The following is a 10425-nucleotide window of genomic DNA, read 5'->3' as shown; positions in this document are numbered from 1 at the left end:
GGCTGCACACCTACAATCACCACCGCGGACACACCGCGCTCGCAGGCAAACCACCCGCCAGCCGCGTCCCCAACCTCACAGGGCAATACACCTAGGTGTTCCGTCCACGGCACCGGGCAGTACGACTGTGTTCGCTGCGGGCGTTGCCGGTCGACCCGTGGTCCTTCCCTTGACCGGGCTAATGTGTGCTGCGTACGGCGCGGTTCACCGCGCAGAGACGGACCGTCGGAGGGACATAGCCGTGGAGGTCAAGATCGGGGTGCAGCACACGCCCCGCGAGATCGTTCTGGAGAGCGGACTTTCCGCCGAAGAGGTCGAGAGCGCGGTCGGCGAGGCGCTCAACGGCAAGGCGCAGCTGCTCAGCCTCACGGACGACAAGGGCCGCAAGGTCCTGGTGCCGGCCGACAGGATCGCCTACGTGGAGATCGGCGAGCCCAGCACCCGGCGGGTGGGATTCGGCGCGCTGTAGCCCGCGCGACGCGGCAGCAAAGGTGGAGGCCCGGCGGAATCATCCGCCGGGCCTCCACCTTTCCTTCTCCGGATCCGCGCCGGGTTCTTCCCTCGGTGGGGTTCACAGATGCCGGGGAGGGTTGTATTCCGCGAGCCCCGGGTAGGACGGCCTACGACCGACCGACCGTCGCGCATATCAAGCGAGGTGACCCCTCTGTGCTCTGGGAACCCATCAGCTCCGTCGTGCTCGGAATCGCCCTGTCCTGGGTCGCGCTCCGCTCGCTGCCCGGCCGGCTCCCGGCCTCCCGCGTGGTGTTCGTCACGGGAGGGCTGGGCGGCCTGTTCGGTGCGTATCTGACGCATTCGACCCTGGGCTCCGGCCATGTCCTGGCGACACCCACCGGCGCCGTACTGGTCGCGGCGGTGACCCTCTCCCTGCTGATCCGCCCGCGCGGCAGCAGGCCGGTGCGCTCGGCTGCGGCCCACTAGGGCGCCGGGTCAGGCGGCGAGACCGAGCGCGGCCATCCGCTTGGTGTGTGCCTCGGTGATCCGGGAGAACATCCGGCCGACCTCGGCCAGGTCGAATCCGTCCGCCACACCGCCGACGAGCATCGTGGACAGGGCGTCACGGTCCGCGACCACGCGCTGCGCCTGGGAGAGGGCTTCGCCCATCAGCCTGCGCGCCCACAGCGCGAGCCTGCCGCCGACCCGGGGCTCCGCCTCGATGGCGGCCCGGACCTTCTCGACCGCGAAGTTCCCGTGCCCCGTGTCGTCGAGCACGGAGAGGACGAGGGAGCGGGTGTCCCCGTCGAGGCGGGCGGCGATCTCCCGGTAGAAGTCACTGGCGATCGAGTCGCCGACGTACGCCTTGACCAGGCCTTCCAGCCAGTCCGACGGGGCCGTCTGGCGGTGGAAGTCGTCCAGCGCCTTGGCGAACGGCTCCATGGCCTCGGTCGGCTGTTCGTCGACGGCCGTGAGCCGGTCGGTCAGCTGCTCGAAATGATGGAATTCGGCGGACGCCATCTTCGCCAGTGCCGCCTTGTCACCGAGTGTCGGCGCGAGCTTGGCATCCTCGGCGAGCCGCTCGAAGGCCGCCAGTTCCCCGTAGGCGAGCGCGCCGAGCAGATCCACGACCGCGGCGCGGTACTGCGGATCGGCGGAGGCGGTGGCCCAGTCCTGGGCGGCGATCCCGGTCGGGGCGGGCGCTTCGTCGGATGCTTCAGTGGCGTTGTCAGGCGTCTCCATGAAGCGCAGAATAGCCCGCTCGGCCAGGGGTGGAAGGGCCTGGCCAACAGGTGACATCACACCGTTCCGATGAATTCGCCCAACACACATGCGCGAATCCGGGGTACAGTGGTATTGCGCTTACTGAGCATTTTGCTGTGCCAGGAGCGCGACCTTGAATGAGGATGCCCGGTCGGTGGCCCGATCGGCTCCGACCCGACAGCCCTCCACGCCGGGCGTACACCATGTACGACCGCAGATGAGGGGCCCCCTCAGCGGCACGAGCGCTCGAGCGACGGCAGTGGTCCCGCGCCACCCGGCCCATCCACGGCCGGATGACCAACCCCGGCACGGTACGACCCCCAGCGTTCGCCTCGGGCCGCGTCTCACAGAAGAGGCAGCACCCTGACTACGTTCCGCGACCTCGGAATCCTTACCGAGACGGCCGAAGCCCTCGAGGCGGTCGGCATCATGTCCCCCTTCCCCATCCAGGAGATGACGCTCCCCGTAGCGCTCTCCGGCTCCGACGTCATCGGCCAGGCCAAGACCGGCACCGGCAAGACGCTCGGCTTCGGCCTTCCGCTCCTGGAGCGGGTGACCGTCCCCGCCGACGTCGAGGCCGGCCGGGCCGCGCCCGAGAAGCTGACGGACGCGCCTCAGGCCCTGATCGTCGTCCCCACCCGTGAGCTGTGCCAGCAGGTCACCAACGACCTGCTGACCGCCGGCAAGGTCCGCAACGTCCGCGTTCTCGCGATCTACGGCGGCCGGGCGTACGAGCCCCAGGTCGAGGCCCTCAAGAAGGGCGTCGACGTGGTCGTCGGCACCCCGGGACGACTGCTGGACCTGGCGGGCCAGCGCAAGCTCGACCTTTCGCACATCCGCGTCCTCGTCCTGGACGAGGCCGACGAGATGCTCGACCTGGGCTTCCTGCCCGATGTCGAGCGCATCATCACCATGCTGCCGCCGAAGCGCCAGACGATGCTGTTCTCGGCCACCATGCCCGGTGCCGTCATCAGCCTCGCGCGCCGCTACATGTCGCAGCCGACGCACATCAACGCCACGTCGCCCGACGACGAGGGCACGACCGTCAAGAACACGGCGCAGCACGTCTACCGCGCGCACAACATGGACAAGCCGGAGATGGTCTCCCGCATCCTGCAGGCCGAGGGCCGCGGGCTGGCGATGATCTTCTGCCGTACGAAGCGGACGGCCGCCGACATCGCGGAGCAGCTGGAGAAGCGCGGTTTCGCGTCCGGCGCGGTCCACGGCGACCTCGGCCAGGGAGCCCGCGAGCAGGCCCTGCGCGCGTTCCGCAACGGCAAGGTGGACGTTCTCGTCTGCACCGACGTCGCCGCGCGTGGCATCGACGTCGAGGGTGTGACGCATGTCATCAACTACCAGTCGCCGGAGGACGAGAAGACGTACCTCCACCGCATCGGCCGTACCGGCCGCGCGGGCGCCAAGGGCATCGCCATCACCCTGGTCGACTGGGACGACATCCCTCGCTGGCAGCTGATCAACAAGGCACTGGACCTGAAGTTCCCGGACCCGCCGGAGACGTACTCCACGTCTCCGCACCTGTACGAGGAGCTCAACATCCCGGCCGGCACCAAGGGTGTCCTGCCGCGCATCGAGCGGACCCGTGCCGGTCTGCGCGCGGAGGAGCTCGAGGACCTCGGCGAGACAGGCGGCCGCGGCCGCAAGTCCGCCGTCGCCACCGCTCCGGCCCCCCGGGAGGAACGCCCGCCGCGCACGCCGCGTCAGCGTCGTCGGACGCGGGGCGGCAGCACCCTCGACGAGGGCGCCGTCACCGTGCCGGCGCCCTCCGTGGAGACGGCCGGTGACGAGACGCCCGAGCCGCGCACCCCGCGCCGCCGTCGCCGTACCCGCGCCGCCGTGACCGAGGCCGTTGCGGCGGAGGCCGCCGTGGCCGTGGCCGAGACGCCGGTCGTCGAGGCCCCTGCCGTCGAGGCCCCTGCCGTCGAGCCCGAGGCAGAGCCGGCCGCAGAGGCGAAGCCGCGCCGTCGCCGTACGCGTGCCACGACGGCGGAGACCGCCGTGGCCGAGACGCCGGTCGTCGAGGCCCCTGCCGTCGAGGCTCCGGTCGTCTCCGAGCCCGAGGCAGAGCCGGCCGCGGAGGCGAAGCCGCGCCGTCGCCGTACGCGTGCCACGGCCACGAAGCCCGCTGTCGCGTCGGCCGTCGCGCCGGCACCCGCCGCCGAGCCCGTGGTCGACTTCCAGACCGTGGCGGTCACCGCACCGGTGGCGGAGCCCGTGGCCACCAAGCCGCGCCGCCGCACCCGGGTCGTGAAGCCGGCCGACGAGGTCGACTTCCAGATCGCTCCGGCCTCCGAGCCCGTGAGCGACAAGCCGCGCCGCCGCACCCGTGCCGCCGCCAAGCCGAAGACCGAGGCCACGGCCACCAAGGCCGCGGCCACGGCCGAGGACCCCGCGGAGACCAAGCCGCGCCGCCGTCGGCCGCGCGCCGCAGCCGCTGACCAGGCGGAGACCGCCCCGGTGACCGAGGCCGCTACGGACGGCGAGGCAGCGCCCGCCAAGCCGCGCAGGCGCCGTTCCCGGGCGACGGCCGCCGCCGGCGCCGAGACGGCCGAGAGCTGATCCCCGGCCGCGGTCACCTTCGTACGGCCCCGGTTCCCGCGCTGCGGGGGCCGGGGCCGTACGGCTGCCCGGGCGCGGTCGGACCTGCGGCGATACCCTCGGCCCCATGAGCCGGCCGCCCACCTTCACCCCGCCCCCCTGTGCCCGCGCCCGCGTACTGCGTACCGAACGCGGGGACTTCGCAGTGCTGGACGCGACGCCGCCTTCCGGCGCACACTCCACCGCGCTCCTGCTGCCCGGGTACACCGGCAGCAAGGAGGACTTCGTCGCGCTGCTGGAACCCCTCGCCGACGCCGGGTTCCGCGTGCTGTCCGTCGACGGCCGAGGTCAGTACGAGACGGAGCGGACGGAACGCCAAAACCCCTACGCCCAGGTCGAGTTGGCCCGGGACGTTCTGGCGCAGGCGGCTGCCGTCGACGGCGTCGGACCGTCCGGCGACATCCATCTGCTCGGGCACTCGCTGGGCGGCCAGATCGCCCGCGCGGCGGTGCTGCTGGACGCCACGCCCTTCCGTTCACTGACCCTGATGTCGTCCGGCCCCGCCGAGATCGACCCCGCCCAGCAGAAGAAGGCGCGGTTGCTCAGCGACGCGCTCACCCGCTGGAGCATGGCCGAGGTCTGGCAGATGATGCGCGCGATGGATCCGCCCGAGGACGCGGACACGGGCGACGGCGAGGACCTGCGACGCCGCTGGATGCGGCACGACCCGGCGCAGCTGATCGCCACCGGCGCGCAGCTGTCGTCCGAGCCGGACCGGGTGGCCGAGCTCGCCGCACTGTCCCTGCCCGTTCACGTCGTCTCGGGCGAGCGCGACGACGTCTGGCCGGTGCCGCTGCTCGACCGGATGGCCGAGCGGCTGGGCGCCCGCCGCACCGTGATCGAGGGCGCCGAGCACTCCCCCAACACCGCCAGGCCGACGGAGACCGCGACGGCCCTCGTCGCGTTCTGGAACAGCGTCCGCCCCTGATCCGCGACTCGCGTCAGTACTGCGACTGCAGATGCTGCCAGAAGCCGTCGCGCAGCGCCCGGCGCAGATGGGCGTGGCCGCGCAGCGAGCGCTGGAGGAGCCGTTCGGCCTCGACGAGCAGATCCTGGTCGACCGAGCCCGGCAGGTAGGGGTGCCCGGGCAGCAGATCGGCGAGGGCTTCACGGCCGCGCGAGGAGAGCCAGCCGGCGGCGATCTGCGCGCCGACGAAGCGGACGTCCTCACGCGCGGGTGCCGGGCTGTCGTCCTCGTACATCGTGACGGATCGCCGGGTCACGTAGGGGCGGCAGAAGTCGAGGTCGAAGGTGCGCTGACTGTCGACCTCCCAGAGCAGCGGCTCGGCCTGGTTGCGGCCTTCGCCCGCCTCGATGCCCCAGAGGTGGACGCGGGCGCCGTACCCCTGGGCGGCCTCGACTGCCGAGACCAGGTCCTCGTCGCCGCCGACGAGTGCGGCGTCGCTGATGGCGCGGTGCCGGGCGAGCGACTCCAGGTCCGTGCGGATGAGTGAGTCGACGCCCTTCTGCTGGTTGTTGGCGTTGAGGTTGCCGAGCCTGACCTTGACGTCGGGGAGTTCGGCGATCGCCTGCTGTTCCACGGTGTGGATCCGGCGCCTGGCCCCGTCGTACCAGTACACGCGCAGCAGTCTGCTGTCCGCGAAGATCGTGCGGGCCTTGTCGATGAAGGCCTCGATCAGCCCTTCCGCGTCCAGGTCGAAGGACCGGCGGTCCTCGGTGCCGGTGACGAGCAGCCCGGCCGCCGCGTAGACGTATCCCGCGTCCACGAAGATCGCGTGGGTGGAGGGGGTCTTCGACACCTCGGCGAGCACGCGCACGAGCAGCTCGTTGGTGCGGTCCAGCTGTTCGCGGATGCCGGACCCTTCTTCCGTCCACGTGTCCGCGGGGCTCACACGGGCCTCATTGTCCGCGCATGGCTGATTACCGACGGGTACTTAGACATCCAAAAAATTTCCTTAGCGTAGGGAATGTTTGCAGTAGGCAAGCCGTTGTACCCCTCGTGGAGCGCGAGACGTGAACGCCTTGCGCTCCCCATCCTTGCGGACGGCAAGCCCGTCCACCCAGTAGTTCTCCAGCAGGAGGATCAGACGAAGGGAAGCCATATGCGCTTCGAGATCATGCGACTCGACGATGTCGACGGTACCGCCGTGGACAGCACCGTCGTGGACGCCGCCTCCGTCAACCGGATCGTGCAGCAGGCCGCAGCCATGGGCCAGCGCATCTACATCCGGCCGGCCGACACCTCGGCTTCGTAACACCTTGCATTGCTTCGCGTCGCTGAACACGAGCGCATGACGAGCTGAAGACGAAGCGCCCCCGCACGGAAGGCCGTGCGGGGGCGCTGTGGTGTCCGACCCCGTGGGGCTCAGGAGTTCTGGACGACCTGGGTGACGCCGTTGATGATCTGCTGTACGGCGATGGCCGACAGCATCATTCCGGCGAGCCGGGTCACCAGGACCACTCCGCCGTCCTTGATCACGCGGATGATCAGCAGTGAGTAGCGCATCGCGAGCCACAGCACGAGGTGCATCGCGACGATCGCCGACCAGACGGAGATCTGCCCGCCGACGCCTTCGGCGTCCTGCACCGCGAGGATCACCGAGACGATCGCACCCGGCCCGGCGAGCAGCGGCATGCCCAGCGGCACGAGGGCGACGTTGACGTCCTTGGTCTGGGTGGGCTCGTCCGTCTTGCCGGTGAGCAGGTCGAGTGCGATCAGCAGCAGGAGGAGTCCGCCCGCGATCATCAGCGCGGGTACGGAGACGTGCAGGTAGTCGAGGATCTGCTGACCGAGCAGGCCGAAGACGGCGATCACGCCGAAGGCGACGGCGACGGCCTGGAAGGCCATTCCGCGCTGCACCTTGGCGGGGCGGCCCGCGGTGAGGGCCAGGAAGATCGGGGTGATTCCGGGCGGATCCATGATCACGAAAAGGGTGAGGAAGAGGGATCCGAAGACAGCTATGTCGAACACGGTGAGCCTTGCGAGAGAAGAGCGGGCCGAACAGGAGGATGCGCGCGCCGGCACGTCATGAGGACGCCCGGGCGCACGGGAACGCCGTGGAGGGGCGGAGCGGAGAGGGAAGGGGCCCCGTTACGCGGGGAGCGGTCCACCGGCGCCCGGCACGGGGAACGCTCCTGTGGCGCGCCGGGTGATCTCGCCGTAGATCTCGGGGTCGGTGGTGTACTCACCGAGCCGGACGGTCTTGCGGGTGCCGTGGTAGTCGCTGGACCCGGTGGGCAGCAGCTCCAGCTCGGCGGCGAGTCCCCGCAGCCGGGCCCGGGTGTCGCGGTCCGCCTGCTCCGGGTGCTCGACCTCGATGCCGTCGAGCCCGGCGTCGGCCAGCCGCGCGATCACGGTTTCGGGGACGACCTCACCGCGTGTGACCGCGAGCGGGTGGGCGAAGACGGTGACGCCCCCGGCGGCCTTGACCAGCCGGACCGCGTGGAACGGATCGAGCTCGTGCTTGTCGGCGTACGCACGTCCGCCGTTTCCGAGCCAGGCCGAGGTGAACGCGTCGGAGACCGTGTCGACGACACCGAGCTCCACGAGAGCGGTGGCGACGTGCGGGCGGCCGACCGAGCCGTTCCCGGCGATCCGCGCGACCTGTTCCCAGGTGATCGGGACACCCAGCTCCTGGAGCCGCCGCACCATGGCCTGCGCCCGCGGCACCCGGTCGTCCCGGACGAGCTCACGCTCACGGGCCAGGTCGGGCTCGGCCGGGTCGAAGAGGTAGGCCAGCATGTGCACGCCGATGCCGTCGACGCGGCAGGAGAGCTCGGCGCCGGTGACGAGCGTGAGGCCCTCGGGGAGGGCGGCTACCGCCTCCGCGTGGCCTCCGACCGTGTCGTGGTCGGTCAGGGCGACGACGTCGAGGCCCGCCGCGGCGGCGTTGGCCACCAGCTCGGCGGGGGTGTCCGTGCCGTCCGAAGCCGTGGAGTGGGTGTGCAGGTCGATGCGCACGACGCGTACTCCATTGCGGGCCGACGGACAGGGGACGCTCCAGGATAACCGCAGGACATCACCCTTCCGGCCTTCCGTCCGGGACGCGGGACAGGGTCGGCTCCGGGTCCTCCGCCCCGGCGCCCGGCCAGGGTCAGGGCGGCGTGAGCAACCGGGGGGTGAGCGCTCCGCACGGCAGCAGGTCCACTTCCCCGCCGGCGTCGCGCAGATCGGTCAGCACGAGTTCGTCGTACATCAGGAGCCCGGTCTGTTCGGGCCAGACGATCGCCCAGAGCCACAGACCACGTGCCTCGCCCGCGAAGACCGCCCGGTCGGCGGGGGCGTCCTTGACGTGCCAGAGCGCGGTGGGGCGTCCCGCCGCGAGCACCTTGGCATCCGGTGCGGCGTCGACACGCAGGCCGGGGCCGGGGTCGGGGCCGTCGATGCCGGCGTACCGCGCGCCGAGCCCGACGCCGAGCTCCTCGGCGACGAGCAGCAGTTCGCCCATGCCTCCGAGCGGACCGGGGCCCGAGCACGCGACGGCGGTGGCCCGGCCGCCGCTGCGGTCGTCGCCCGCGTACGCCGCCCCCGTGAACAGCCAGCCCACGGGGAGCGGCCAGGGCATCCACACCGGCACCCGGGCCCGGTGCACCACCACGCCCAGCGCCTCGACGCCGGGCGGGACCACCGGCTGCATCGGGCTCACCTGGCCGTGCGTCGAGCACTGCCAGGCATCGGCGAAGAGACCGGGCGCCCTGACCCGGCCACCGCACTTCGGGCAACTGGGTTCGCCCCTCATAACGCCCAACGGTCCTCCCCGGCCGTCGCCGCGTCAAGGACGATCACCCGTCCGCGTGCGCCTCCGACCGGCGGATATAGATGTAGTTTGCACTTATTAGCGTGTCTAACTTACTCTGTGTATGACGCAACGACCTAGTGGAGAGTGAGAGAAACCATGCCGGGAGAGGATCCGTTCGACCAAGGGACGACCAGTATCCTGCGGCAGCCGAAGGCGGTCTGGGCCACGGCGGGCGCCTCGGTCGTGGCCTTCATGGGGATCGGTCTGGTGGACCCGATCCTGCCGTCCATCGCCGAGGGGCTCCGGGCCACACCCAGCCAGGTGTCCCTGCTGTTCACCTCGTACTTCCTGATCACCGCGATCGCGATGCTCGTGACCGGCTTCGTCTCCAGCCGTATCGGCGGACGCAAGACCCTGTTGGCGGGCCTCGCCCTGGTCGTCGTCTTCGCCGCGCTCTCCGGCACGTCCTCGTCCGTGGCCGAACTGGTCGGCTTCCGGGCGGGCTGGGGCCTGGGCAACGCCCTGTTCGTGTCCACCGCCCTCGCGGTGATCGTCGGCGCCGCCGCCGGCGGCAGCTCCGCGGCGATCCTGCTGTACGAGTCGGCACTCGGTCTCGGCATGGCGTGCGGACCGCTGGTCGGCGCCCTGCTCGGTGACGCCAGCTGGCGCTATCCGTTCTTCGGCACCGCGGCGCTGATGGCCGTCGGATTCCTCTGCATCACCGCGTTCCTCAAGGAGCAGCCCAAGCCCGCCCGGAAGACCTCGCTGCTCGACCCGGTCAGGGCACTCGGTCACGGCGGACTGGCCTCGGTCGCCGCATCCGCGTTCTTCTACAACTACGCGTTCTTCACGATCCTGGCCTTCACACCGTTCGTCCTGGACATGTCGCCGTACCGGTCCGGTGCGGTGTTCTTCGCCTGGGGCCTGCTGCTCGCCGTCTTCTCGGTGCTCGTCGCACCGCGCCTGCAGCGGCGCTTCGGCTCGCTGAAGGTGGTCGGGGGCTCCCTGGTGCTGCTCGCCGCGGACCTGGTGGTCCTCGGATACGGCGACCACACGACAGCCATCGTCTGCACCATCGTCTCGGGCGCCTTCATCGGTATGAACAACACCGTCTACACCGAACTGGCCCTGGGGGTCTCGGACGCTCCGCGCCCGGTGGCGAGCGCCGGGTACAACTTCGTCCGCTGGTTCGCCGCTGCCGCCGCGCCCTACCTCGCCCCGAAGATCGAGGAGTGGAGCGACATCCACATGCCGTTCGTCGTCGCCGCCGTCGCGGCCCTCGTCGGCGCGGTGGTCGTCGGGGTCAGGCGTGCGGCTCTGACTCACGAGGCGGAGGAACTGGAGCCGCGCCACGCCACCGAGGACGGCGTCACCGTCTTCGCCGACTGATCCG

The 10425-nt window shown here is 71.0% G+C and carries 11 protein-coding genes; 6 read left to right on the top strand and 5 right to left on the bottom strand.

Translation table 11 applies throughout. The features are described from left to right. Window positions 1-241: 241 nt before the first annotated feature. Window positions 242-469 carry a DUF3107 domain-containing protein gene (locus ACFYSH_RS04290; protein ID WP_167526138.1) on the top strand — a complete coding sequence of 76 codons (228 nt, stop codon included), beginning with the start codon at window positions 242-244 and terminating at the stop codon, window positions 467-469. 197 nt (window positions 470-666) lie between these two features. Beyond that, window positions 667-939 carry a hypothetical protein gene (locus ACFYSH_RS04285; protein WP_359470457.1) on the top strand — a complete coding sequence of 91 codons (273 nt, stop codon included), beginning with the start codon at window positions 667-669 and terminating at the stop codon, window positions 937-939. 9 nt (window positions 940-948) lie between these two features. Here the strand turns inward: ACFYSH_RS04285 and ACFYSH_RS04280 are convergent, their stop codons facing one another. Continuing rightward, a complete protein-coding gene (locus tag ACFYSH_RS04280) occupies window positions 949-1704 on the bottom strand; it encodes a ferritin-like fold-containing protein (protein WP_359470750.1) in 756 nt (251 codons plus the stop codon). A 441-nt stretch (window positions 1705-2145) separates the two neighbouring features. On the opposite strand from ACFYSH_RS04280, the gene ACFYSH_RS04275 reads away from it, so the two are divergent. Together ACFYSH_RS04275 and ACFYSH_RS04270 are read left to right on the top strand one after the other, a co-directional pair. Then, the gene (locus ACFYSH_RS04275; RefSeq protein ID WP_359470459.1) at window positions 2146-4293 is read left to right on the top strand and encodes a DEAD/DEAH box helicase; all 2148 of its coding nucleotides are present in this window, start codon (window positions 2146-2148) and stop codon (window positions 4291-4293) included. Between the two features lie 106 nt (window positions 4294-4399). Then, the gene (locus tag ACFYSH_RS04270; RefSeq protein ID WP_359470461.1) at window positions 4400-5260 is read left to right on the top strand and encodes an alpha/beta fold hydrolase; all 861 of its coding nucleotides are present in this window, start codon (window positions 4400-4402) and stop codon (window positions 5258-5260) included. Window positions 5261-5273: 13 nt separating this feature from the next. Here ACFYSH_RS04270 and ACFYSH_RS04265 read toward each other — a convergent pair whose 3' ends face one another. Further along, window positions 5274-6185, bottom strand: coding sequence for an NYN domain-containing protein (locus ACFYSH_RS04265; protein WP_359470465.1), 912 nt, complete (start codon window positions 6183-6185; stop codon window positions 5274-5276). Window positions 6186-6395: 210 nt separating this feature from the next. Between ACFYSH_RS04265 and ACFYSH_RS04260 the strand changes: the two genes are divergently transcribed. Continuing rightward, window positions 6396-6548, top strand: a complete 153-nt coding sequence (locus ACFYSH_RS04260; protein WP_014154223.1) for a hypothetical protein — start codon at window positions 6396-6398, stop codon at window positions 6546-6548. A 110-nt stretch (window positions 6549-6658) separates the two neighbouring features. Here ACFYSH_RS04260 and ACFYSH_RS04255 read toward each other — a convergent pair whose 3' ends face one another. From ACFYSH_RS04255 to ACFYSH_RS04245, 3 genes are all read right to left on the bottom strand, one after another. Further along, window positions 6659-7264 (bottom strand): MarC family protein, encoded by a 606-nt coding sequence (locus tag ACFYSH_RS04255; RefSeq protein ID WP_359470467.1) that lies wholly within the window; start codon window positions 7262-7264, stop codon window positions 6659-6661. A 120-nt stretch (window positions 7265-7384) separates the two neighbouring features. Next, the gene (locus tag ACFYSH_RS04250; RefSeq protein WP_359470470.1) at window positions 7385-8254 is read right to left on the bottom strand and encodes a PHP domain-containing protein; all 870 of its coding nucleotides are present in this window, start codon (window positions 8252-8254) and stop codon (window positions 7385-7387) included. Between the two features lie 133 nt (window positions 8255-8387). After that, on the bottom strand, window positions 8388-9032 hold the full coding sequence (locus tag ACFYSH_RS04245; protein ID WP_359470473.1) for a DUF6758 family protein: 645 nt from the start codon (window positions 9030-9032) through the stop codon (window positions 8388-8390). A gap of 156 nt (window positions 9033-9188) precedes the next feature. Between ACFYSH_RS04245 and ACFYSH_RS04240 the strand changes: the two genes are divergently transcribed. Continuing rightward, window positions 9189-10421: an MFS transporter gene (locus tag ACFYSH_RS04240; protein WP_359470475.1), complete on the top strand. Its 1233-nt coding sequence runs from the start codon at window positions 9189-9191 to the stop codon at window positions 10419-10421. Window positions 10422-10425 lie beyond the last annotated feature (4 nt).

This window comes from Streptomyces sp. NPDC005791 (genome assembly GCF_042871485.1).
Taxonomy (GTDB): domain Bacteria; phylum Actinomycetota; class Actinomycetes; order Streptomycetales; family Streptomycetaceae; genus Streptomyces.
This window is presented reverse-complemented; position numbering and strand designations above follow the sequence as displayed.